The sequence below is a fragment of the Pseudanabaena sp. lw0831 genome, assembly GCF_016584665.1.
Classification (GTDB): domain Bacteria; phylum Cyanobacteriota; class Cyanobacteriia; order Pseudanabaenales; family Pseudanabaenaceae; genus Pseudanabaena.
In genome coordinates this window covers 1-23,145 of sequence record NZ_BBJB01000118.1, presented here as the reverse complement: position 1 = coordinate 23,145, position 23,145 = coordinate 1, and the positions used below count along the sequence as shown (strand labels likewise).

General features: G+C 40.6%; 22 protein-coding genes. 7 read left to right on the top strand and 15 right to left on the bottom strand.

Annotated elements, in window-relative coordinates; all coding sequences use genetic code 11:
- Positions 1-40: 40 nt before the first annotated feature.
- A complete protein-coding gene (asnS, locus tag APA_RS24735; RefSeq protein WP_201324870.1) occupies positions 41-1,441 on the bottom strand; it encodes an asparagine--tRNA ligase in 1,401 nt (466 codons plus the stop codon).
- 278 nt (positions 1,442-1,719) lie between these two features.
- Positions 1,720-1,929 (bottom strand): hypothetical protein, encoded by a 210-nt coding sequence (locus tag APA_RS24730; protein ID WP_201324869.1) that lies wholly within the window; start codon positions 1,927-1,929, stop codon positions 1,720-1,722.
- Positions 1,930-2,209: 280 nt separating this feature from the next.
- Between APA_RS24730 and pgl the strand changes: the two genes are divergently transcribed.
- The 3 genes from pgl to APA_RS24715 all read left to right on the top strand — a co-directional run bounded on the left by pgl (position 2,210) and on the right by APA_RS24715 (position 4,510).
- Positions 2,210-2,920, top strand: coding sequence for a 6-phosphogluconolactonase (gene pgl, locus APA_RS24725; RefSeq protein WP_201324868.1), 711 nt, complete (start codon positions 2,210-2,212; stop codon positions 2,918-2,920).
- A gap of 59 nt (positions 2,921-2,979) precedes the next feature.
- The gene (locus APA_RS24720) at positions 2,980-3,225 is read left to right on the top strand and encodes a DUF3493 domain-containing protein (RefSeq protein ID WP_236580062.1); all 246 of its coding nucleotides are present in this window, start codon (positions 2,980-2,982) and stop codon (positions 3,223-3,225) included.
- Positions 3,226-3,463: 238 nt separating this feature from the next.
- The gene (locus APA_RS24715; protein ID WP_201324866.1) at positions 3,464-4,510 is read left to right on the top strand and encodes a late competence development ComFB family protein; all 1,047 of its coding nucleotides are present in this window, start codon (positions 3,464-3,466) and stop codon (positions 4,508-4,510) included.
- A 205-nt stretch (positions 4,511-4,715) separates the two neighbouring features.
- On the opposite strand, the gene APA_RS24710 is transcribed toward APA_RS24715, so the two are convergent.
- Positions 4,716-5,555 carry a DUF928 domain-containing protein gene (locus APA_RS24710; RefSeq protein WP_201324865.1) on the bottom strand — a complete coding sequence of 280 codons (840 nt, stop codon included), beginning with the start codon at positions 5,553-5,555 and terminating at the stop codon, positions 4,716-4,718.
- 212 nt (positions 5,556-5,767) lie between these two features.
- Between APA_RS24710 and APA_RS24705 the strand changes: the two genes are divergently transcribed.
- Positions 5,768-6,520 (top strand): HAD-IIB family hydrolase, encoded by a 753-nt coding sequence (locus APA_RS24705; RefSeq protein WP_201324864.1) that lies wholly within the window; start codon positions 5,768-5,770, stop codon positions 6,518-6,520.
- A 37-nt stretch (positions 6,521-6,557) separates the two neighbouring features.
- On the opposite strand, the gene APA_RS24700 is transcribed toward APA_RS24705, so the two are convergent.
- Genes APA_RS24700 through ndhC form a run of 4 tightly spaced genes read right to left on the bottom strand, consistent with a single transcriptional unit; the run spans position 6,558 to position 8,415 of the window.
- The gene (locus APA_RS24700) at positions 6,558-6,746 is read right to left on the bottom strand and encodes a hypothetical protein (RefSeq protein WP_201324863.1); all 189 of its coding nucleotides are present in this window, start codon (positions 6,744-6,746) and stop codon (positions 6,558-6,560) included.
- Between the two features lie 43 nt (positions 6,747-6,789).
- Positions 6,790-7,326 carry an NAD(P)H-quinone oxidoreductase subunit J gene (locus APA_RS24695; protein WP_201324862.1) on the bottom strand — a complete coding sequence of 179 codons (537 nt, stop codon included), beginning with the start codon at positions 7,324-7,326 and terminating at the stop codon, positions 6,790-6,792.
- Positions 7,316-8,062 carry an NADH dehydrogenase subunit K gene (locus APA_RS24690; protein ID WP_374101383.1) on the bottom strand — a complete coding sequence of 249 codons (747 nt, stop codon included), beginning with the start codon at positions 8,060-8,062 and terminating at the stop codon, positions 7,316-7,318. Before APA_RS24690 ends, APA_RS24695 begins: the two co-directional genes overlap by 11 nt.
- On the bottom strand, positions 8,053-8,415 hold the full coding sequence (gene ndhC / locus APA_RS24685; protein ID WP_103667558.1) for an NADH-quinone oxidoreductase subunit A: 363 nt from the start codon (positions 8,413-8,415) through the stop codon (positions 8,053-8,055). Before ndhC ends, APA_RS24690 begins: the two co-directional genes overlap by 10 nt.
- A 386-nt stretch (positions 8,416-8,801) precedes the next feature.
- On the opposite strand from ndhC, the gene APA_RS24680 reads away from it, so the two are divergent.
- Together APA_RS24680 and APA_RS24675 are read left to right on the top strand one after the other, a co-directional pair.
- The gene (locus APA_RS24680) at positions 8,802-9,539 is read left to right on the top strand and encodes a heme oxygenase (biliverdin-producing) (RefSeq protein ID WP_201324860.1); all 738 of its coding nucleotides are present in this window, start codon (positions 8,802-8,804) and stop codon (positions 9,537-9,539) included.
- A gap of 59 nt (positions 9,540-9,598) precedes the next feature.
- Positions 9,599-10,063 carry a hypothetical protein gene (locus APA_RS24675; RefSeq protein WP_201324859.1) on the top strand — a complete coding sequence of 155 codons (465 nt, stop codon included), beginning with the start codon at positions 9,599-9,601 and terminating at the stop codon, positions 10,061-10,063.
- A gap of 65 nt (positions 10,064-10,128) precedes the next feature.
- On the opposite strand, the gene hemH is transcribed toward APA_RS24675, so the two are convergent.
- The 6 genes from hemH to APA_RS24645 form a co-directional block, all read right to left on the bottom strand.
- Positions 10,129-11,283 carry a ferrochelatase gene (gene hemH / locus APA_RS24670; protein ID WP_201324858.1) on the bottom strand — a complete coding sequence of 385 codons (1,155 nt, stop codon included), beginning with the start codon at positions 11,281-11,283 and terminating at the stop codon, positions 10,129-10,131.
- A gap of 237 nt (positions 11,284-11,520) precedes the next feature.
- Positions 11,521-12,330: a cobalt-precorrin-6A reductase gene (locus APA_RS24665; protein WP_236580060.1), complete on the bottom strand. Its 810-nt coding sequence runs from the start codon at positions 12,328-12,330 to the stop codon at positions 11,521-11,523.
- Positions 12,318-14,801: a response regulator gene (locus APA_RS24660; RefSeq protein WP_201324857.1), complete on the bottom strand. Its 2,484-nt coding sequence runs from the start codon at positions 14,799-14,801 to the stop codon at positions 12,318-12,320. The genes APA_RS24665 and APA_RS24660 overlap by 13 nt, the downstream gene beginning before the upstream one ends.
- A 42-nt stretch (positions 14,802-14,843) precedes the next feature.
- Positions 14,844-15,398 (bottom strand): Rab family GTPase, encoded by a 555-nt coding sequence (locus tag APA_RS24655; protein ID WP_201324856.1) that lies wholly within the window; start codon positions 15,396-15,398, stop codon positions 14,844-14,846.
- Complete coding sequence (locus tag APA_RS24650; protein ID WP_201324855.1) at positions 15,399-18,182, bottom strand: BON domain-containing protein; 2,784 nt, start codon at positions 18,180-18,182, stop codon at positions 15,399-15,401.
- 272 nt (positions 18,183-18,454) lie between these two features.
- Positions 18,455-19,150, bottom strand: a complete 696-nt coding sequence (locus tag APA_RS24645; protein WP_201324854.1) for a hypothetical protein — start codon at positions 19,148-19,150, stop codon at positions 18,455-18,457.
- Positions 19,151-19,462: 312 nt separating this feature from the next.
- Between APA_RS24645 and APA_RS24640 the strand changes: the two genes are divergently transcribed.
- Entirely contained in the window at positions 19,463-21,154 is a 1,692-nt protein-coding gene (locus tag APA_RS24640) for an AarF/ABC1/UbiB kinase family protein (RefSeq protein ID WP_201324853.1), read from the top strand.
- A 127-nt stretch (positions 21,155-21,281) separates the two neighbouring features.
- On the opposite strand, the gene APA_RS24635 is transcribed toward APA_RS24640, so the two are convergent.
- Positions 21,282-21,911, bottom strand: coding sequence for a hypothetical protein (locus tag APA_RS24635; protein WP_201324852.1), 630 nt, complete (start codon positions 21,909-21,911; stop codon positions 21,282-21,284).
- A 39-nt stretch (positions 21,912-21,950) separates the two neighbouring features.
- Positions 21,951-23,075 carry a phosphotransferase enzyme family protein gene (locus tag APA_RS24630; protein WP_201324851.1) on the bottom strand — a complete coding sequence of 375 codons (1,125 nt, stop codon included), beginning with the start codon at positions 23,073-23,075 and terminating at the stop codon, positions 21,951-21,953.
- Between the last annotated feature and the right edge of the window lie 70 nt (positions 23,076-23,145).

Genomic DNA, 23,145 nt, shown 5'->3' with positions numbered 1-23,145 from the left:
GCGCCGCCACTTTATTTTTGGGTTTTATGTCCCGACGGGGTTAAAAATCTGCACTTTGAGGAAAACGAGGGAATGGAATCACGTCGCGAATATTACCCATGCCTGTGATGAACTGAACTAAGCGCTCAAAACCAAGTCCAAAGCCAGCATGAGGAACAGTTCCATAACGACGTAAATCTAGATACCACCAATAATCTTCGGGATTTAGACCGACACTGCAAATTCTGGCTTCCAATACATCAAGGCGCTCTTCCCGCTGCGAACCGCCAATAATTTCACCCACCCCTGGGGCGAGAATATCCATAGCTCGTACAGTTTGGCGATCGCTTAAAGTATCTTCATTCACACGCATATAAAATGCTTTGATCCCAAGTGGATAGTCCATTACGATTACTGGCTTTTGGAAATGCTCTTCAGCTAAAAATCTTTCATGTTCAGATTGAAGATCTAATCCCCACGACACCGGAAATTCAAAGGTTTTGCTGCACCTTTCGAGAATAGCGATCGCTTCTGTATAGGTAATCCGCTCAAATTGCTCATCGACAATTTTGCGAGCATTCACCATCACTTGATCGTTTACCCGTTCTTGGAAAAACTCCATATCCTCAGGACAAGTTTCCAAAACATAATTAAAAATATATTTGAGAAAATCTTCAGCCAGATCAGCATCACCTTCAAGATCGCAAAAGGCGACCTCTGGCTCAATCATCCAAAACTCAGCAAGGTGGCGCGAAGTATTCGAGTTTTCGGCACGAAAGGTGGGGCCAAAAGTATAGACATTAGAAAAGGCACTTGCCATAATTTCGGCTTCTAGCTGACCACTTACTGTCAAAAATGCTGGCTTTCCAAAAAAGTCTTGCGAAAAATCTACGGGTTTACCTGCTGCCGCGACTTTATTTAAGTCAAATGTGGTAACACCAAACATCTCGCCTGCACCTTCACAATCACTAGCGGTGACAATCGGCGTATGCACCCACAAAAAACCACGTTCTTGAAAAAACTTATGAATTGCAAATGCACAGGCATTTCGCACTCGAAACACAGCACCAAACATATTCGTGCGAGGACGCAAATGGGCAATCGTGCGCAAAAATTCGATTGAGTGACGTTTTTTCTGTAAAGGATAAGTCTCTGGATCGGCTGTGCCAAAAACCGCGATCGCTGTCGCTTGCATTTCTACCCTTTGTCCTTTACCCGTAGACTCAACTAGAGTTCCAGATACCTCAATGGATGTGCCTGTAGTTATCTGCTTAACTAGCGTTTCATAGTCATCAATTGTCTGTGGTAAAACGATTTGTAATCCCTGTAGCGACGACCCATCATTAAGTTCTAAAAAGGATATCCCCTTGCCTTCGCGCTTTGTCCGTACCCAACCACGAACAATATATGAGTCATTAGTTTGACCACTACGCAATAGGTCAATAATTCTTGGAGATACCATATGCTAGAAATAATCGCTAGAAATATCTGTGAATAGTTGGCAGAGCGATGAAATCAGCAATGACATAGCTCAGGCAAGTATCCTAACATTTTGGAGCATAGGATCGTCAGAAACCTTATTTCCCCTCTAGAAAAATTCCCCAAATATTTATAGTTTTGCTTGTTCAACGATCAAGTCGTAATACCTGAAAAGTGATAAAGCATAGTCAAAGTCTAAATAAAATATTAAAGTTAAATCAAGTTTAAAATCAAATTTGAAGCATCCAACCTTCGAGCAACCTAGCTCTGATATGCCATTTCTCGAATCAAAGGTAGGCGATTACTGATGTAATCACTGAGATCATTTTGCTGGTGAGAATCGAGTGAAGAGCGCTGCTGGACTTGATCAACCAACCAACTCATCAGACCGTCGTCATCAAGATTTAAGAGTAGATTTGGCTGGGCTTGACTGACTGAGTCCCAGAAGAGGCGGATGATAGCAGGTGTCATGACGATTTACCTTAACCTTAATAATGTTCTAACATTTTATAGGTTAGTACATTTACTCGTTAGTATTGTTAAAAATCACACAAAATGAAATAAAAGACACCTCCCGCAAGATTGATTCATCAAAACAGATTTTGAGGATTTCAGCACCTACGGTGCTGAAATCCTCAAAATCTGTTTCATAATTGCTGCAATTGATTGATATTACTCAAATCGATATTTATCAAAAAACATACAAACCGCAACATTAGTTCATTCCCTATTCGCAACAGAGGTATTTTTTATGGCTAGACAGGTAGAAATTTGGAACGATCGCGCTGAAATTGCCTCAAGAGCATTGTTATTGTGTCAGCTTGCCTATGATGAAGCGATCGCTAAAGGTCAAAGATTTACTATTGTCGCCGCAGGTGGTAGCACACCTCGTGTCTTGTATGAACTCTTTGCAAATAAAGAATGGGACTGGTCAAAGGTTCATGTTTTTTGGGGAGATGAACGCTATGTACCTGTTACCGATCCTCAAAGTAATGAAGGTATGACTCGTGCTGCATGGCTTGATCGCGTGGCAATTCCTGCGGCAAATATTCATCCAGTGCCAACTGATGCTGAGGATCCTGCGATCGCGGCAGCAAAGTACGAGCAGCATATTCAAGAATTTTTTGGTGTTAGTGCAGGAGAAATTCCTCAATTTGATTTGATGTTGCTAGGAATGGGTGATGATGGGCATACGGCTTCATTATTTCCACATACCAAGGCGCTCAAAGTTATTGATCGTCTTGTAACCGTCGGCGAAAAAGATGGACAACCTCGGATCACAATGACTGTCCCTTTGATCAATCAATCCAAAGTGATTATTTTCATGATCGAAGGTGCTGCGAAAGCGAAAGCTTTAACTGCGGTGTTAGCACCCAAAGGCGATATCAATCAATATCCATCACGATTGATCGCTGGGAATACGATCTGGCTATGCGATCGCACGGCGATGAAATCAAAATAATACCAAATAATATAAAGTGGGCGCTTCGCGCCCACTTTATATTAAAGCTAATTAAAATCGTGTCTAAACTAAATCCTGAGCAGTACGAACGTCTCAGACGTGAAGCTAAATCACCCTATCGCGGTCTTCGCATATTTATCTATCTTGCTTTTGCAGGATCGGGATTTATTGGCGCGGTTGTTTTTTTTGCAAGATTAATTGCTGGAAATGGCGACCTAGAGTCAAATTTAGGAAGCTTTGCCTTGCAGATTGGGGTTTTAGCCTTGATGCTATGGCTATATCGAATCGATCGCAGCAAAAAATAAAAGTAAGTGTCTCGGAGTAAGTAAAACCCCAGAAGCGGAGCCGCCCGCGCAGCGAGCGGCTCAGCTTCTGGGGTTTTATATTTAATTGTGCCTACCTACTTAGTCCATTGCTATAATGTCTAAATGATTTTAATTTTGATTTCTTTGCAATTTCAAAAAATTTGCAATTTAGTCTAAACTGAATATTTTTTAACTTTACAAACACTTCAATTTCATATTAGGTTTGGGACGGCTTGATATGCAAAGTTGCAAAAATGCAATAGAGGAATTGGTAATTGCAGAAATTGACTTACAAATTTCTCATTTACCTCAATACCGCCGCGATCAAATTAACTTAAGCGAAGTTGCAGCCTATGCGTTAAACCGCCTGCCGCCGATGTATGCTACATCAAAACTAGGTTGGTTGAGACAACGCAAAAAAGCTGCAACTGAAATGCGATCGCAAATTGAATCCGCAGTCCGTCGAGCGCTAGTCAGTGTTAAGCCTGACGCATTAAGAGACTCTAGACCTCTACCATCGCAAGAGGTCGCTAGTCATGCGCGTTCCCTTGCCGCACTCCAACAAATTTTAGGTGCAGAAAATGCCTCTTGGAAGGATATTCCCTCAGCTCTAGAGAATGCCTTGCTGACAGTTAAGCTCAAAAGTGCTGTGAGTAATACCTACTTGGTTACGGGTAAAAGAGAAGCAAATGCTGGAAGGGATGAAACAGCTTTTGAACGCAAACAACCTGAGATTTCTTGGAAAGGAAGGCAGGTTCAAACCTCAGTCAATCCGAGCCAAGATCAGCAGAAAGCTAGAGATTTTCAGACTTACATGGTTGATGTTAATTATCAATTCAGTAATGTATTAGAAAAATTAGTTCTGTCGCTTGCCTATCATCAAATTCAGAAATTACATCCTGCGATCGCGGAAACAGTAGATCTCGGTGAAGCAACTGCCTATGTATTAAATCGGCTCCCTCCAATGTATGCAACTTCAGAAAAAGGCTACAAATCTTTAAGACTGAGAGCGCGAGAAGTTTACGGCAAGGAGGTAGTTGCAGCGCTCAAAGAGGCGATCGCTGTTTGCGTAGAGGCTCCAAATATAGAAAAAGTCCCCTTGCCTTTAGCTCGTTTTGAAGCGGAGCTAGAAGACTCATTAGAGCAACTGAGTTGGATCTTGCAACGCGACGATATCAATTGGCGCAATGCACCATTTATTGTTGAGGAATGTCTACTTAAAGTTGTCAATAGTGAAATGGAATGGCGTAAACGAAGCGATTACAACTATCCATACACTCCGTAATACCAAAACTCAAAATGGCGTAGCCATTTTGAGTTTTGAAAACCCTTACTGGGTTTGGGTTTTAATTCACGAAAGTGTGACAACACTTTCGTGAATTAGTATAAATCATCTCTTTTTTGGATGCTTATCATAAAAAAAGCGCACCCTGCGGGTGCATTTTTTTTATGATAAGCACTGGTATTACAGCGCTTTGCACTTCCAGTCATTATGGTGATTGCAATTTCATAATTTGAGGTGTTGATTGCTTAGAATTAATCAAGCTTGAATTGTTTACTTTATATTTATCAATACATTTCAGCTTAGGATTCCGTTCTATTATTTGATCTAACATTAACAGGCGCTCATGAGAAGCTTGCTTATCATGAGGATTTGCATCAATCCATTTAGTGTATTCATCTAGAGCGTCATACCAATAGAGATTTTCCGCAAAGATTCTCGCCTTCTCTAGATTTGTTGAAGCTACTCTTACTTGCTCTATTACTGATGAGTTACTTTCCCGCTTGACGATTGCTCTGGTGTCAATTTGATTGCTACTATTTAGGGCTTCATATTCACTATCAGCTTGTACATAGCGAATATGCCAAGCGTAAGTTTTGCCGATCTCCAAAGCAGGAGAATTTGGAGGTAACGTAAACCGATATAGTCCAGAGCTTGCTTTAAGAATACCTACTGAGCGAGATCTAAAAATTGATTTAGCATTAAGACCAAAACCCTCCCTCAAAATGAAATCTATATAAAAACTTTTCTCGTTTTTTATTTCGTTTTGTGATTTATGGTCAATATACCAATAAAAAGTTGGACGCGCAGTAAGTGTTCTTGCACCATCATCAGGAGCCAGAAGATCTACAGCAACAAGATTGCCTAAATTCCCACATCTGACCGTTCCTCTTTCATAATATCGATTTTGAACTATCCCTAAACCATAAGAACTACTGTTCTTTGATTGCACTGTTGCTGGTCCACACCAACTAATTGCAACAAAAAAGACTGTCGCAAAGACCAATTTAGGACAATGGAATAATGATCGCCAAATGTAAAGTTTCATCTTTACTCATTCCTTAGCCGTAAATATTCATTATTTACTAGCTATTCAATTCTCTAAATTATATCAATCCCAAGCTTGTTCGATACACAGCCAAAATTACTACCTCTGATAATGAGCTGTCATAAACCGAGGCAAAATGCCATCATCCCCAAAAATCAGCGATCGCATTACCCAATGCCTCGATAATTATTAACGCCAACCGATCAGACTTTATGCATCTATTAAATCTCAATCAAGCTGACTTGTCCGACATCCGTTTAATTGCTTCTGATGTCGATGGTACTCTTACCCAGAATGGCAAATTTGTTCCGAATTTCATCCATACACTCCTCGATCTTCAGTCAGCAGGAATTAAAGTCTTTTTGGTGACTGGTCGTTCAGCGGGTTGGGTCAGTGCTTTGGTTAATTATCTACCCATCACAGCAGCGATCGCTGAAAATGGCGGACTCTATTTGCAGCTAGATAGTAAGCAAGATCTCCTTTCTAACATTCCTAACATAAATGAACATCGCCTTCTATTAGAGAATGCTTTCTGTCAGATTCAAAATAGATTTCCCAGTCTCAAAATATCTTCTGATAATCAGTTCCGTATTACGGATTGGACTTTTGATGTGGATGATTTATCTGCTGATGATATTAGTGCGATCGCAGGGAAATGCTGCGAAATGGGTTTAGGATTTACTTACAGTACTGTTCAATGTCATATCAAACTTGCTCATCAAGATAAAGCGATAGGTTTAACGAAAGTGTTAGAGCGCTATTTCCCAGAGTTCAATCAAGATCAAGTTCTAACAGTTGGGGATAGTCCCAATGATGAGGCGATGTTTGATCCTGATAAGTTCCCTATGTCGGTGGGTGTTGTCAACATCTTGCACTATCAAGACAAAATGACTCATCTCCCAAAGTATGTTACTCAAGCATCAGAGTTTTTAGGCTTCGCTGAGCTAGCAAAATTATTGCTATAGCAATATCTATAGCAATGTAAGAGATAGATAGGACAAATCAAAACCCAAAAGATGGGTGGCGGTGCTTCGCACCGCCACCCATCTTTTGGGTTTTATTTACATTGCTATAGTAACCAGCAATTCTCATTATGAAACCGATTTTGGTGTTTCCAGCGCCAAAGGCGCTGGAAACACCAAAATCGGTTTTTTGAAAACCGATTTCTATATGAGAATTGCTGTCTAGCAAATTGATTTAGACATAAAAAAGCACCCATTGGGTGCTTTTTTGCTTAGTATGCGTCTTGTAGCTCGTAGAAGTCTGGTGTGACGTAATCCTTGCGCATCGGATAGCCGATCCAGTCTTCTGGCATCAAAATCCGCTTGAGATTGGGATGTCCTTCATAGATGATGCCATACATATCAAAGGTTTCCCGCTCTTGCCAATCGGCAGTTTTCCAAATCCAATATACTGATGGACAACGTGGATCGATGCGCGGGAGAAATACTTTGATGCGGACTTCTTCAAAGCGATCGCTTTTATTAATTCCCTCATCAGTCAGCTTAGCAAGATGGTACATACTCACCAAACTATCACCAGCACCAGCATCATAACCACATTGACACATCATGTAGTTAAACCCATAGGCATACAGCGCTGTTGAGAAAGGGAGAAGAAACTGGCGATCAATTTTTAGAATTGGAACGCCTTGCTTATCCAAGCCCAAAAACTCATGTTCAAAGCCATTGCTAGTTAACCATTGCGAAACTGGCGCAGTTACTTCAGTTGTAGCTAAGGCTGCTTCTTGGTTTTCTTGATTATCTGCCAACGGTTTCTACCTCCTTCTGAGCCATTTGCAAAGCGGGTAAAGGAATACCAGATTCCACCAATTCCTTGGGTGGAGACATACGGCTAGGCATTTCTAGGTATTGTCCAGTCAGAATTGGACTCACCACCTTCATTTCATGCTTAACGGCATAGTAGCGATGAGTACGATTAAGGTTCGCTCTTTCTTTAAAACCTTCAGTACCGATTTTTTTCCGCAATTTGATGATTGCGTCCATAATCGCTTCAGGGCGAGGAGGGCAACCTGGGATATACACATCCACAGGGATTAGCTTATCAACACCGCGAACTGTCGTGTAAGAATCGGTGCTAAACATACCACCCGTAATCGTGCAAGCGCCCATGGCAATTACATATTTCGGCTCTTGCATCTGCTCGTAGAGACGCACTAGCGCAGGAGCCATTTTCATTGTGACTGTCCCTGCGGTGATGATCAGGTCAGCTTGGCGAGGGCTAGAGCGGGGCAATAATCCAAAGCGATCGAAGTCAAATCTGGAGCCAATCATTGCTGCAAACTCAATGAAGCAACAGCTTGTGCCATAGAGCATTGGCCATAGGCTAGACATTCTCGACCAGTTATAGAGATCATTGAGAGTCGTTAAAACGACATTATTCGATAAGTCTTGGGTAACTTGTGGTGTTGCCACAGGGTTGATGAGGCGTTGTGTTTGTTCTTCGATACTAAAGTCCAAACTAACGTTTTCGGATTTCATGACCATTCTAAGGCTCCTTTTCTCCAAGCGTAGACTAGACCTAATACAAGAATGCTAATAAAAATAAGTGCTTCCACAAAGGCAAGCAAGCCTAGTTTACTAAATGCAACTGCCCAAGGGTATAGAAATACCGTTTCTACGTCAAAAATAACGAAGGCAAGAGCGAACATATAATAACGAATATTAAACTGTATCCAAGCTCCGCCAATGGGTTCACAGCCTGATTCGTAGGTGGTACGACCTGCGGCTCCTGACTGTTTTGGGCTTAGCAGAGCAGATAGTCCTAGCCCCGATAGAGGGACTAGCGTACAAACGATGATGAATACCAGTAAGTATTCGTATCCGCTTAAAACCAAAATTTATTACCTCTTCAAGCTAGCTTGACTAAAATCTAATTTGTGATGAACCTTAGCTCTTCTACTCATTAGGAGATCCTAGATACATTATATGGGAGGGATGGTAGATGAAAATTTGTTACAGACTAGAAATTTTTCTATGGCTTGGCTTATATAATTGAAACTTATGTCAAATGCTGATGATTTTGAGGTTCTAGCCGCGATCGCAGTTTCTTGATTCACCTGCAATTATTTGGATTAATTTATCCCAGAATATATTTCTTGAATCGTTTTTATTGCTGTTTTTACTACTAATTTTAAATTCATGTTAAGTAGTGCAAAGCACTGTCTCGCATGACCAATCACATCACCGCTAATTAAAAAATAATTAAAAAACTTTAGGAGAAACCATGAGTCAAGGTTTAGCGACACTCTTGCGTGTAGGTACACAAAAATCTCATTCAGCAGCAGAGAGTACCGATTTTATCAAATGCTTTTTAAAAGGCGTGGTTGACAAGACCTCCTACAGCAGACTTGTCGGAAACCTTTACTTTGTTTATAAGGCGATCGAAGCTGAGTTTGAAGTCCACAAAAATGATCCAGTTCTTAGCAAGCTCTATTATCGTGAACTATGGCGCGAAAAGAGTCTAGAACTCGATATGCTGTTCTACTTCGGCGCCAATTGGCGCGAAGAGTTTAAGCCTACTCCTGCCTGTGAAAAATATCTTGCTCGTATCCGCGAAATCTCGGCTAATGATCCTGTGTTGCTAGTTGCTCATGCTTACACTCGCTATATGGGCGATCTTTCTGGCGGTCAGATCCTGAAGAAAATTGCTAAAGAGGCGATGGGCTTACAGGATGATAATGGTACTGCATTCTATGAATTTGACGACATTCGTAATCATGGCGAATTCAAAAAACGCTATCGCGAAGCTCTTGACACCTTGCCTGTAGATGCTGCCACCGCTGAACGTATTGTCGATGAAGCTAATGCTTCATTCCATATGAATATGGCAATGTTCCGTGAGCTAGAAGGTAACTGGTTTGTGGCTCTAACTAAGTTTGGTTGGAACTCACTACTCACCAAGATCAAGGGTGAACCAAAAGAAAATAGTTCGTCTCGTCGTGAATCTAAAGCGGCTAGTTAGCTTTTAGCAAACTACTAGTTTGGTCTTAAAAGCTTGTATTAGAGTTTAAGGTGTTTATAATGCTCCCAAATAAACTGATTAGATTACGTATTTTAACCATTAGTTTAGCTACTGGATTTTTAGTCTTGTTTGCGCCCTTACTCTCTGATAACCTCAAGTCAGAAGTGAATGCTCAGTCTATAAACTTACCCTCTGTTTATGTAGGAGTATGGGAAGGTAGAGGTTCTCAAAACAATGGATCGGGATGGTCTATTTTAATGGCACTAACATCAGGAGAACCTAATTCTATCGTTGGCACATTTGCTTATCCATCACTTTCTTGCGGTGGTAAGCTAACACTGCGTCGCGTTAGTCCTCAATTTATAGAGCTATCTGAAAACTTGGACTATGGCAAAAAGAACTGCGTTAACTATGGAACCGTGACTTTAGAGAAAACTTCGGGTGAAAGTTTGCAATATAAGTGGTTTCACTCAAATGGCAAGCTAGACGGTACTGGTAGCATTAAAAAAATTAGTGTTAAGTAACAAAAAAACTGCTATTTAATCTAAATTTTTCAATAAAAAAGGGCGACACTTCGTGTCTCCCTTTTTTATTGAAAAATTTGCCCTCGTCCTAGCCATAGCTCTAGTAACAAGATCAGAAAACCTATCATTGCTAAGCGACCATTCCATACTTCGGCAGATTGGGTCATTCCCCATTCCCAACGCTCTTGAGGATAGAGTTTAGTATTTTTTTGAGGCTGGATAGTTTCAGCAAAGGCAATGGGGCGATCGCTTAAAGCTTTCGTCACAATATCAGCTAAGGCTTGAATAAAAGTAGGGTCAGTATCAGGAGCAGAAACTCTGGCAAAGGTTTCAATACCCGCATGTTCAGCAATTTCACGGTATTCCATATCGATTTCTTCGAGGGTTTCGATATGCTCAGAGACAAAGCTGATGGGTACTACGACTAATTCTTTTACGCCTTGCTCTGCAAGCTCTACGATCGCAACATCAGTATATGGTTGTAACCATTCGACGGGACCAACGCGGCTTTGATAGGCGAGCTTATAGGGATTAGAGCGATTAAGTTTTTGCATGATCAGAGCCGCGCAAGTTTCGATCTCTTTTTGATAGGGATCGCCTGCTTCTTCGATGTAGCTGACAGGTACACCGTGGGCGCTAAAGAATATATAGGCTTCGCTAGGATTTTTAACTTGATCGAGCTTGGTGGCAATCAGATTTGCCATTGCTTGCAAATATCCTGCGTTGTCGTACCAAGAAGGCACGACTGTATATTTAATTTTTTGTAATTCTGGATCGCGTTGCCAAATGCGATCTAGTAATCTAAAGCTGGAGCCTGTGGTACTGATTGAAAATTGGGGATACAGAGGCAAAACCACTAATTCTTCGATTTTGTCACGTTTGATTTGGGCGATCGCTTCTTCGGTGAAGGGATTCCAGTAACGCATTCCGATATAGACATTTACATCGTGACCTGTCTGCTGCTGAAGCTGCGATCGCAATGCTTGTCCTTGAGCCTCGGTGATCCGCCGTAGGGGGGAGCCTCCACCAATCTTTTTGTAGTTTTCCTGAGATTTTTTGGCGCGAAGGGTAGAAATCAACCATGCCAAAGGTGCTTGCAGTAATGGCGAAGGCAAGCGAATAATTTCTGGGTCAGAAAATAAGTTATACAAAAATGGGCGGACATCCTCTAGTTTGTCGGGTCCACCGAGGTTCAGCAGTAAAACGCCTAATCGCCCCATGTCAATCGTTATATCCCTTTATAATTTGGATTTTTAGCGATCGCCAATTATGTGAAGACATAAAACCCAAAAGAGAGTTGCGGCGCAAAGCGCCGCAACTCTCTTTTGGGTTTTGAGTTCGTTCTAACATAACTGACTACCACTTATTCTTAAAATTAAGTTTCACTAATTATAGCTAGCGTCAGGTTCGTTACAACTTGAAATCAAGAATCAATTTTTAGTGACGCGGCTACGCCACTAAAAATTGATTCTTGATTCAAGCAGCCATGCGATCGCATCTTCGATACCTGTCACCTTTTCGCCTTCAGGGCTGGCTGGACGTTGCACCATGATTATCGGGATTCCTAATTCTCTTGCCGCGATAATTTTGGCGCAGGTTGCCTCACCACCACTATTCTTACTAACGATCGCTTGAATCTGATAGTCTCGCAATAATTGCCGTTCCTGTTCTAAGCTAAATGGGCCGCGATCAAGTAGTACTTCGCTATTAGGTAATTCAATATCAGGAGGATCGATGGAGCGCATTAAATACCAAGTTTCTGGATAAATTTGCGATCGCTGTAAAAATGGCTCTAGTTGCTGTCTACCTGATGTGATAAACACTCGATTTATAGATGCAGGAATTGCTTGGGCTGCCGCCGCTACACTTTCCACTTCAATCCAATTATCGCCAGATACTTTCTCCCATTGTGGACGAACGAGCATGAGATGGTGAATGTTAGCTGCTTTGACTGCGATCGCGCCATTCATCGTTATTTGTCCCGCACAAGGATGAGTTGCATCGATCAGGAAATCTATCGCATTTTCTTGCAAGTAGTTAGCTAATCCTTCTGCCCCACCGAATCCGCCAATACGAACTTGCCCAACTAGGGCAGATGGCTTTTTGGTGCGTCCTGCAAGAGAACTAATTACTTCTATTTCGGGAATAGTGGCAAGTCTCGCAGCAAGTTTAACAGCATCACCAGTGCCACCTAAAATGAGAACTTTTTTTACAACTTTATAGCGCGCTGAAGCCGCGCTATAAAAAATTTTATTTATGAGATCCAAGTTTCCAGAGTCTCCTTAAGTTGTTGCCTGCGGATCGGTTTACTCAGGAAATCATCCATTCCTACGGCTAAACAGCGATCGCGATCTTCTGTAAAAGCATTAGCGGTCATCGCGATGATCACTACATGGTTAGATAATTCAGCAGTAGCTTCGAGTTGGCGGATGGTCTCAGTAGTCTCATATCCATCCAATAAGGGCATCTGACAATCCATTAAAACAATGTCGTAATCTTTAGTCTGCATTAACTGCAATACCTGTTCGCCATTCTCAGCTAAGTCTGCTTGACAGCCCAGTTGCGATAGGTACGTCATTATAACTTTCTGATTAACAATATTGTCTTCTGCCAATAGAACTTTTAAGTTTTTCAACTTTTCTAAGCCCCCATTCTCTTTGGGATTACGGCGAAGACTAGGAACAACTGGACTAGAAGAGAGAGAATCATTCACAAAAGCAGGAAGGTCAATTCCCAAAGATAAACATACAGATTTTAATAGTCGTTGCTTTTTAAAAGGTTTTGTCACATATCCGTAAAAGCCCTGATTAATGACTGTTTCGATTTCACCTTGGCGATTTGCAGTCAACATCGCAATAAGGGGTAAGTCAGCAAATTTCTCGCTCCCATGAATTTGTTTAGCTAATCCAGATCCATTAAAACCTGTTAAACTCCAATCGATTAATGCCACATCAACTTGCTCTTTTGAGTCTAAATAAGCGATCGCTTCAATAATATTAGATGCTTCATAAATTTCTGCACCTAGTTTAGTGAGGTAATGACGAATTGCATAACGAGAATGTTGATTTGCATCAATTACTAGGATATTTCGATTACTTAAAGCTTGGGAATCATAATCCAAAGATTGGGTTGGCTGGAGAGTAAAAGGAATTCTGAACCAAAAACAAGTACCTTTTCCATCTGCAACTGGACTAGATACACCGACCTCTCCTTGCATTAGCTCTACCAACTGGCGACTAATCGCTAATCCTAATCCAGTCCCCCCAAAACGACGATTCGTGGAAGTATCAACTTGCGAAAATGGTTTAAAAAGTTTGTCCTGATTGGTGATATCAATGCCAATACCTGTATCGATAACAGAGAACCGTAAATAGATTTGAGTTTGTGAAATTGTTAAAGTCTGCTCAAAAGCGCGATCGTGTTCAACTCGCACAATGATCTCACCTCCGGCAGTAAACTTAATGGCATTACCAATTAAATTCATCAGGATTTGCCGAAATCTAACTGTATCTGCCATTAGAAAATTAGGCAAACCTTCTTCAAAACAGGCATTGAGTTCCAATCCCTGATTATGCGCTTGCAATGCGAAAAGTTCAAGAATTTCTTCTACACATTGCTCTAAATTAAATGGCAAATTTTCTAATTTCAATTCCCCTTCTTCTAATTTTGATAAATCCAAAATACGATTAATCAAACTCAGTAATAGATTTCCGCTCAGTCGAATATTTTCTACAAAATCCTGCTGGCGGTCGTCCAGAGATGTTCCAAGCAATAGATCAGTCATTCCCAAAACACCATTCATGGGAGTGCGAATTTCATGACTCATATTTGCCAAGAAAATACTTTTTTCTTTGGCAGATTGCTCGGCAAATTGTCTGGCAGCTAATAACTCTTGTTCTTTACGCTTTAGTTCTGTAACATCACGACCAACATAAACAAAACTATTATTTGGTCTATTATTTGGTTCAGTATTATATTCGATTTGTTGATTCTGTATAGTTGAGCAAGAAAATGCGATCAAAACCTCTTCTTTATTTTTTGACAGACATAATATTTCAATATTTATAAAATAGGGTTCGCTATCTAGAGATTGTTCATTAGCTGATTGATTTTCAAGATAATTATGATGAATTAGATCTAGTTGATTTGGATTTTTAAATAATGAAGCGATCGACCAATCAACTAGCTCTTCCTGAGTATAACCAAACAAATTGATTGCTGCATGATTTACAGTTTTAATTAGCCCTTGATGATCGGTGACGATCAACGCATCCGCCATCGCAGAAATAATTTTATCAATATATTCATTTGACCTTAGTAAAGCATTAGCGAGTAGCTCAGACTCATTCGCTCTTTGCATCAATGCCTGAGACATGATCATCATATCTGTAGCATCTTCAATACAGATCATAATATTTTTGTCTTCCTCTTCTAACTCATTTGTCCCAATTATATAGAAGTTAAAGTAGAGAGGGTTTTGATGGCTTGCCGAACGAGATACTCCTTTAATTTCAAAACTTGTAAGTTGGTTGTGCCAAATATTATTAAAAGATTCTTCTAATCCAATTGTTTCTGGAAATGCATGTCGAATATCTTTATTTAACAAGGACTCGTAGGGATATTCAGAAAATCTTTCGGCTCCGTAGGAACTATCAGTGATCAAAAACTGGCGATCAATCATAATGAATGATCGCTCTGAAGCAGTAAGAAGTTTTTTGAGAAGTTGTGACTGTTTCATAGCATCTCCTGATATAAAAGGATACCGAATTGTTAGAGAATATTATTCTAGCATTAGCATTTGGCGCGCTAGTTTTTGGAATGTTTCATCAACACCTTCACCTGTTTTAGCTGATGTGGTATGTATAGATATGTTGAGGCTAGTAAATTCAGTTGGGATAGATTGCAATATATTTTCTCTTTCATTACTTTCGATTAAATCAATTTTATTTAAGACAACAATCAAACTAGATGTAGGATTAATTGATTGAAAAAGTTGCACATGATCTTTGAGGCTTTGCATACTTGATTGCCTTGTTACATCCCCAACTATTAGCGTTCCCTTTGCTCCTTGTAAATAGCTAGGAGCGATCGCCTTAAATCTTGTACTCCCTTCAATATCCCAGATAATTAATTGTAATTGCTTTAGTTCTATTGGAGTATTATCTGACAAGTTGTTAATAGACACTAATTTGCGAGATATCTTTACACCAACTGTTGACAAGTATTTATCACTAAATTGCCGATCAACAAACTGACGGATTAGGCTGGTTTTCCCAACGCCAAAATCACCGATAAGACATATTTTTTGAGAAATTACTTTGGCAGGAGAATGCATTTAATTAGATACGGACATTGACTTTAAAATCGGTTGAAACTCTACCCACCTTAACATTTGGTCAGAGGGTTGCTGAATAGATATATCTATTATCCCAGAAATATGCAAGCGTTTAGCATTTACGCCTCTTTGTAGTAAGGCATCTCGAACCGTTTGAGCGCGTTTCATTCCTAGCTGGGAGTTGATCGCACGATCTCCAATGTTATCATTTTTGACAAAAATCTTAATATTGTAATCTGGATAAAGATCTAGAAAAGACTGAACTTCTATTAGCTTTTCGGTGTCGGTTGGTTCTAAGGTTGTCACCCACAGAGGAAAGTAAATGCGCGTTGACAACTTCGGTGTCAAGATTGTTGCCCCATTGCTAACTATAGTAATGCCTGCAATTTGAGTGAATGCTTGCGTAATTTTTGGAATCATGCTCGGCTGTTCAATCTGTCCTGTAATAGTTACTTGCCCATCTTTAAATTGGCTCTGAATGTTTACCCCCTGAGTATAATTTAGTGCTTTAGTAAGTCGCTGGACTTCGATCGCTACGAGTTCGGGATCGGGCGGCATGTTAACAGTATAAATATTATTGTTAATTTTACTGTTGGCTATTTCTGATTTTGTAGATACGATCGCCACTTGGAGGGCGCGATCGCGTAAATATTGATTTGGTAATTTACCAGTTAATTTAAGGCGATCGCCATCGGCATTAACATTAAGCCGATAGACGGCAAGTTCGGGCGTACTGGCGAAGGCTTCTAAAACTTTAGCTTCAAGTTGGCGATCTCGATTAGCTTGATATTGAAAAATCCCTATTGGCACAAAAATCAGGGCAAATATGGCTAAACTCATGAAAATCAAAGTTTTGGGTGATTGTTTTGATTTTTTAGCCTGCTCAAATTCCATTAAGGTCTTGAGTTCAATTTCAGCCTCCATTGGAACCGTACTGGGATCGCCGTCAAATTCTTTGAAGCCATCGCCATAGACTTGCACAATCCGACCAAATACATCGCGAATTTTGGTTACCAAAGCAGCGTCAGGTTCTCCACGAATTATCACTGCGAGATAGCAATATCCTGCAACTTCCAGCAATATTTTGGAGCCACTATAGTTAATCGCATCAAGTTCAGTTGTGCTTTCCGCTCTGGACATACATTCGTTAGCAAAGCTGCGAATCGCTGTCAACATACCTGCTAGCATATCTGAGTCAATGGGATCGGTTAAAGAATCAAGATCGCTTTTTTGGATGTCGATCATTACTAATCCCGACAGATTATGGATTAGAAATATGGCTTGAATTTCAAAGGGAACGGATTCTTTGAGGATTAACTCAGCTTCAGACACACCTTGCATTTTTGCGCGAAATTTTCGCTGTACACCTTCTACACTAAATGTTTGTTCGACTTTTTGGTTGATGGAGCGGATTGCTTCAGCAAAATATTTAGCGATCGTATTCCCAATTACTGGATAGAGCGCATCAACCATTGCATCACGTTCGAGCACGATCTGTTGCTTAATAGCAGCTCCCATTTCTGGCGCAAGAGCATCAACGATTTCATCGCGATCGAGCCGAATTTGTTCGCGAATTGCTGCACCAACTTCTGGACCCAGCGCTTTAGCAATTTGCGCAGGGTTATTACGGATTTGTTCACTAATCGCATTCGGTAATAGATCGGCGATCGCATGGCTCATTGACACTCGATCTAGTTGCGATCGCTCAAAGATTACCTCAGCAATAATTGGTGTAATCGCCTGACACATCTCCTCTCTGGCTTGATCGGCTTTGAGACTGAGCAGCTCAGCAATAATTGGCAACAAAAGCTGAACTAATTCTGCTGGTTCATTAATTTGATTTTCTAACTGAGCAACGCGATCGCTAACCTTGTCAATCTCCATCGGGATATTGCTCTTTTCATCGTCCATTGCTGAAAGTCGGCGAGAAGCATTTTGCAGTAAACTTTCCAATCCCTCAATTTTGTTCATGATTGCAGGATTATTAACCTGACTTTCGACAATTCCGAGCTTTTGCTCAACTGCAATTTTGAAGTTTCGCAAATCTTCTAGCTCTGGAACAACCAGAATATCCTGTAACATATGAATTGCTTTATCATCCTCCTCTGACAATCCCTCTAAATAGGTGCTTTGTGAATTTGATTGGGGAGGCGTAACATATGGAGATGGGATCTGAGAAATCGCTTGAGAAGGTGATTGAATAATGGGCTGAGATGTTTTCTGAGGATCTGGGAGTGGCACTATTTGAGGAATCTGAGGCGATGCTATTTGGACTTTTTCACTGCCGAAAAGAAGCTCTTGGATCAGATTTACAGTCTCTATTTCTTCTATTTTTGAAGATTCGATTTTTTCTGAGATTGCATCGTCACTATGATTGGAGAGATTTAAATTTTCATGATATCGATCTTGATCGTGATTCTGATCAAACCCATTTAGATTAGCAGGCTGAATATCTCTTAAAAATGGTAACTCATCTAACAGATTGGGAAAAGGGTATACGGAAGGCGATCGCGCTATATCTAAAACTTCTTCGTCAGAAGTTTTTTGTCTTGGTTTAACCGATAAGTTCTGTTCGATTTCTACCAATCTCAATCTAGGCTGAAGTTCTCCATTTTTATGGTATTTATTGTCAATATTTAACAGGCTTGCATTATCTTTCTGTTGTTGCTTTTGGGAGATCTTAGACTTTTCAGAATCAATAATATTTAGCTCAGAGAGCAGGAGCAAAAACTTCTCAACATCGCTGATAGAATTATTTTGAGAATCACCCTTTCGCTCCGACATAATATTTAGCGTAATGACAATGTTTTGTACTATAGCAAATATGAAGAAACAAGAGGCATAAGCCTCTTGTTTTATAAACGAAATTCAATAAATTTTAGGACTTACGCAAAACGCCTTGAAAACCTTATTACATCGTAGGGGCAGTTCATGAATTGCCTCTACGAATCATGGTTAATGCGTAAGTCCTAAAGTTTTTTAAAATTACTGCTTTGCAGCAATTTCAAAAAACTTTATTGGTTTGGGTTTCAGCACAAAGTGCTGTAGTTTTGAATCTATGTCTTAGCTTTAGTAGCTCGCGCTGTGGATCTAGTGGAAGTACTGACAGTGTCAGTGCTAGATGCAGTCGATCGTTCGGTTTTTGGCTCAGAATCAAGTATGTTGACTCGCTCGTACTTCTCTTCGACCTTTTCTTCAGCTGCTTCGCGCAGTTCAGGCACAAACTCAGAACCTTTGAGTCTCATACCTAGCTCAAATAGCAACTCAGCCATATCGTCCTTAGAGAGTTTGTCTTCACGAAGAATCGAGAAATGACGGTCTAGCTCTTCAAAAACTAGCGATCGCAATTCACGATTATCATTTTGCAAATTATCTCTAGTTTGAGCGAGTTCTTCCCGCAACGATACCCGTTGAGCCTCAACAGTCTCATCAAGGGTTTCAATACTACTTGTAAACTTACGGTTGATGCGCTCAAACTGTTGACGAAGGTCAGCGGCTTCTTCTTGAGTTGATGCACTAATCGATTTTAGTCGCTTATCAATGGACTCAACCGCAGCTCGTAACTCACTTGCTAAAACTGATTTTAAGTCGCTAAGGCGATCGCGGACATCTTGCTGCATAGCGGAAATATCCGACTCTGCCTTATCTAGCCGACTCGTGTATTCGCGCAAATGTGCGCCGAAAATGATATCGCGAATTTGATCGATATTGCCTAAACGTTCGCGGATCTCATCTCTGGTGATTTCACCCATTAGGTTACCTCTAGGACTGATTTGAACAGATATAAAGTTTTAGCCTCAAGGCTTGAATACGCATGAGGTCTTTGGCGATAGCCAATACACATAACCATAGCAAAGTCTTGCCATTTTTGCTGTATTTTGAGAAGAGTGCCAGCAATTCTACTTATGAACCCAATTTAGGGAGTTTCAGCGACTACGGTACTGAAACTCCCTAAATTGGATTTGATGTAAAAGATTGCTTTGCGATCCCCACTACATTTTCGGCATTAATTTGGGTAATATAAACTTAGCAATGCTAGTTGGCATAGCTACTATTAGCAAAATATGTCTGCGATCGCCCAATTACCATACAAAAAGCTACGCTGGCAGAGAAACAAAATTTCTTCATTTGCCCGCCAACGCGAGGTGTTTTTAGCTTCATTTACATTTCTGTTTTTTATCTGGTGGGATAAGTTTTGGAAAAACGAAACATCTAGTACTCGCAGCAAAAGAGCCGAATGGCTAGTCCGCAATATGCTCGAACTAGGTCCGACATTTATCAAAGTTGGTCAATCACTGTCAACGCGGGTTGATTTATTGCCGCCCGAATACATTGTTAATTTGGCGCAACTCCAAGATAAAGTGCCTGCTTTTAGCGTCAAGGAAGCTAGGGACATCATCGAACTCGAACTCGGTAAATCTCTTTACACCATTTACCGAGATTTTGATGAGATTCCGTTAGCAGCAGCCAGTCTTGGACAAGTGCATCGCGCCACGCTACATACTGGCGAAGAAGTTGTTGTCAAGGTGCAACGTCCTGGTTTAAGAAAGCTATTCGATCTAGATTTGCTCACTGTTGGCAAACTCCTCAAGGTCTTTCGGCGCTATTTTGCTTGGACGCGCAGATATAATCTCGAAGGTATCTTTGAAGAATTTTTTACGATCCTCTATCAAGAAATTGACTATGCGATCGAAGGAAGTAATGCCGATCGCTTCCGCAAAAATTTTGAAGGCTATCCACGCATAGTTGTACCAAAAATTTATTGGGAATACTCCACCTCGATGGTTTTGACTTTGGAATATGTGCCTGGCATTAAAATTGACGATCGCCAAGCCCTTGAAGCCTGTGGATTAAATCCCAAAGAAATTAATCAATTAGGAATTTGTTGCTATCTCAAACAACTGCTTCAAGATGGATTCTTTCACGCCGATCCGCACCCTGGAAATTTAGCAGTTAGCCCTAGTGGAAGCTTAATTTTCTACGACTATGGCATGATGGCAGAGGTCAAAACCATGGCAAAGGATCAAATGGTGAAAACCTTCTTTGCTGTGTTGCGTAAAGACACAAATGAAGTCGTTGACACTTTAATGAGCATGGGTTTCATCGAACCAGTTGCTGATATGAGTCCGATCAAACGCATGTTAAAATTTGTTTTGGATCGTTTCACCGAAAGACCTGTAAATGTTCATGAGTTTGAGCAGATTAAAGGGGAAGTGGTCGCCATCTTTGAGAAACAACCTTTCCGCTTACCTCCAAAAATGACCTATTTGCTCAAGTCCCTAACCACCCTTGATGGCATTGCTAGAATTCTCGACCCAGAATATAACTTCACTACGGCTGCCCAACCATTTGTGAAAAGCATTGTCTTAACCAAAGGTCGGGGAAATACCTTGGGAGCCTTGGCGCAACAAGCGAAGGATTTTCTGGTTTATCAACTTAATAAGCCTAGTCGCATGGAGATTTTGCTTGAACGGTTGGAAGAGAGGATCGAGCGCGGTGAGTTGATGATTCAGGTCAAGTCTTCCGAAAGCGATCGCACCCTCAAACGGATTAACATTGCGGTTAAAGCTCTAATCTATGCCTGCTTAACGGGTTTCTTTGCCCTAGCTGGAGCCGTACTATTAGTCGGTACGACGGCTTACACTGGCTGGGCGATCGCTGCATTTATAGGTTCTTTTTTCTGTGGATTTTCGCTCATTCGCGCTCTAGTCCAGCTATCAATCCGCGAAAAAATTGATAATATTGCGGAACAATAAGTACCTGTGCAGAATAAATTTTTTGAAAGTGTTGCAAAGCAACACTTTCAAAAAATTTATTCTGGTTAGTTTGGTCGAAAATTGCTGTAACAAACGAGTGGCGGCGCAAAGCACCGCCACTCGTTTGTTATTTTGGGAACCAAAATCTCCAGTCAGTATTGGGATTTGTTAGCGGTTTATACAAATTAGGATTACCTGTGAATAGAACTTTAGCAATCAGAGGGAAGCTCTCCGTCTGGCTCGGTAGACAATCCCAATTTGGATGATGCCATTCATCAAGGGCTAAAACCTCAGTCAATCCATCGGGGATAAACTTTCCATATTCTTCTCGATTAGCAAGTAACTCTTCACGATAGTCTTCTAATAATGCGATCGCAATATTTAGCTCATGCTCAGAAAATAAATCTGGATGCGAAATAATATTCAACTCTGATAAAGGAATGCTCTTACCACGAACAGTTACATGATAGTCATTGGGCATTTCATCGTATTTAATGCGTCCTGTAATTAGAGAGCGATCGCTATCAAATCCTTGTTTCCCTTGTACGCAGTTACCAACGCATTCCAATATAGTCACTAATCCTTCGCCCGATGGCCACCAAGCAATCGAGTTAAATAGAATTAACCATCGGCTATCATCTCGAAAAGCAAGTAATCTGGAAGAAATATAGTCAATATTCATATTGCCAAAACAAGGCATATCAATCGCATCAAAACGGCGATCAAGAAATTCTAGAATTTGTTGTGGTGATTCCATATATGTTTGCGACGATGAAGACATTGCTTTGCAATGTCTTCATCTTATATCTTTAATGATTTTATTGATAGCTGACTGTTGAGATTCGATGCTCTCCACTAGACGAAACTGGACAAGCGATCGTAATAGATTATGTTCAGGATATTTAACATTAAAGTAGATGCTTCCAGCTAAATAATCGGTAAAAAAGCGCAACCCTAACTCAAAGGTAATCACGCGAACTGCATCATAAATATAAGCATAATCATATTCTGTAAGAAAAGATCGCGCCGTTGAGAGATATCCCTGCAAAATCCCCTGACAGAGTTCCGTATCGAACTCAACTTCCTGCCATTGCTCAGTCTCTTCACCAGCAGGATTACATCCCGATCGCAGACAATCACCAATGTCATAATGCACTAATCCAAATTTTACAGTATCAAGATCAATTACACTCACTGCTAGTTTCGTCTGTCGATCAAACAAAATATTATTCACCTTGGGATCGCCATGCATTGTCCGCAATGGTAATTTCCCCGCCGCTTTCGCCTCTTCTAAAATATGTGCTAAGCCTTGACGATCTCTTGCAAATTTCAGGCAATAATCGACTTCAGGCGATCGCTTAAAATTGCTTCTTGCAAGAGCTTCCTCATACTGGCAAAAATAGCGCGGCGTAATATGAAAACCCTCCAAAGTATCCGCTAATCTCTCTGGCACTAGATCGCTAGTCAAATGATGGAACGTTCCCAACGCATAGCCAACTTCTCGCACTTGCTCAATACTTTCCATCACATCAAAAGATTGCGAATCTGCAATGAAACTAAGCGATCGCCAAAACTCTCCACTTTCAGTTTGCCAATAGTCTTGACCTCGATCAGTTTGCAATACTTGCGGGATCTCCCATCGCCTATCTAGTGGCGAGTCTTGAATGCGATCGCGTACATGATTCGCATAGGTTCGCATATTTTGCATTACTAACTTTGGTTCGCGAAAAACCTTCGTGTTTATACGCTGTAAAATAAAAGATTGAGCAGATTCTTCTTGCAAAGAAACTAAAAAAGTATCGTTAATATTGCCACTGCCAAATGGTTGAATGTCAGCAACTTGTTTTTGAGCAGAGAACTTTTGAGCGATCGTCATAATTTGCGATTTATCAGATTTATCGAATTGATTGTTTTGATCCATAATTTTTAGGTGATATAGCTATAGACACTTATGTTAGGACAAAAACAAAACCCAAAAGAGAGTTGCGGCG

Bases quoted from the DNA above. Each gene is read 5' to 3' on its own strand.
- asnS (WP_201324870.1), bottom strand. From the start codon at position 1,441: ATGGTATCTCCAAGAATTATTGACCTATTGCGTAGTGGTCAAACTAAT.
- APA_RS24730 (WP_201324869.1), bottom strand. From the start codon at position 1,929: ATGACACCTGCTATCATCCGCCTCTTCTGGGACTCAGTCAGTCAAGCC.
- pgl (WP_201324868.1), top strand. From the start codon at position 2,210: ATGGCTAGACAGGTAGAAATTTGGAACGATCGCGCTGAAATTGCCTCA.
- APA_RS24715 (WP_201324866.1), top strand. From the start codon at position 3,464: ATGCAAAGTTGCAAAAATGCAATAGAGGAATTGGTAATTGCAGAAATT.
- APA_RS24710 (WP_201324865.1), bottom strand. From the start codon at position 5,555: ATGAAACTTTACATTTGGCGATCATTATTCCATTGTCCTAAATTGGTC.
- APA_RS24705 (WP_201324864.1), top strand. From the start codon at position 5,768: ATGCATCTATTAAATCTCAATCAAGCTGACTTGTCCGACATCCGTTTA.
- APA_RS24690 (WP_374101383.1), bottom strand. From the start codon at position 8,062: ATGGTCATGAAATCCGAAAACGTTAGTTTGGACTTTAGTATCGAAGAA.
- APA_RS24680 (WP_201324860.1), top strand. From the start codon at position 8,802: ATGAGTCAAGGTTTAGCGACACTCTTGCGTGTAGGTACACAAAAATCT.
- APA_RS24675 (WP_201324859.1), top strand. From the start codon at position 9,599: ATGCTCCCAAATAAACTGATTAGATTACGTATTTTAACCATTAGTTTA.
- hemH (WP_201324858.1), bottom strand. From the start codon at position 11,283: ATGGGGCGATTAGGCGTTTTACTGCTGAACCTCGGTGGACCCGACAAA.
- APA_RS24660 (WP_201324857.1), bottom strand. From the start codon at position 14,801: ATGAAACAGTCACAACTTCTCAAAAAACTTCTTACTGCTTCAGAGCGA.
- APA_RS24655 (WP_201324856.1), bottom strand. From the start codon at position 15,398: ATGCATTCTCCTGCCAAAGTAATTTCTCAAAAAATATGTCTTATCGGT.
- APA_RS24650 (WP_201324855.1), bottom strand. From the start codon at position 18,182: ATGTCGGAGCGAAAGGGTGATTCTCAAAATAATTCTATCAGCGATGTT.
- APA_RS24645 (WP_201324854.1), bottom strand. From the start codon at position 19,150: ATGGGTGAAATCACCAGAGATGAGATCCGCGAACGTTTAGGCAATATC.
- APA_RS24640 (WP_201324853.1), top strand. From the start codon at position 19,463: ATGTCTGCGATCGCCCAATTACCATACAAAAAGCTACGCTGGCAGAGA.
- APA_RS24635 (WP_201324852.1), bottom strand. From the start codon at position 21,911: ATGGAATCACCACAACAAATTCTAGAATTTCTTGATCGCCGTTTTGAT.
- APA_RS24630 (WP_201324851.1), bottom strand. From the start codon at position 23,075: ATGGATCAAAACAATCAATTCGATAAATCTGATAAATCGCAAATTATG.